This is a genomic window from Longicatena sp. 210702-DFI.1.196 (genome assembly GCF_020563125.1).
Taxonomy (GTDB): domain Bacteria; phylum Bacillota_I; class Bacilli_A; order Erysipelotrichales; family Erysipelotrichaceae; genus Longicatena; species Longicatena caecimuris.
The window spans coordinates 1-294 of record NZ_JAJCPX010000121.1; the positions used below are offsets into that span (position 1 = coordinate 1).

Annotated in this window: 1 pseudogene; it reads right to left on the minus strand. The window is 51.4% G+C overall.

The annotated features are described in order from the left end of the window. Positions 1-294 (minus strand): annotated as a pseudogene (locus LI241_RS15625) (VirB4-like conjugal transfer ATPase); the annotation flags it as partial.

A 294-nucleotide genomic window follows, 5' to 3' on the forward strand; every position in this document is an offset into this window, starting at 1 on the left:
GATTGAGTCCCAGGGGCAGACAGCTCATCAGCCCTTCTTCCTGCTGGAAGTCCAGCCTGGTCAGCTGACAGTTATACTTCTGGGCAATGGAGCCTGCCTGGAAAATGTTGTTGCCAAGCTGACGGGGATTGTCCGCTGTGTTCAGCACCAGAAAGGTCAAAAGGAACATTCTCTCGTTGCGGCTCTGCAAATCTTGCAAGAGTTTTTTCGCTTCACTGCCGTAGGTAGCAAGGTCGGATGGAAATAGCGATAGGTAAGCCTTTGAAGTTATCTCCAGCTTTTCCCCCGCTTCAC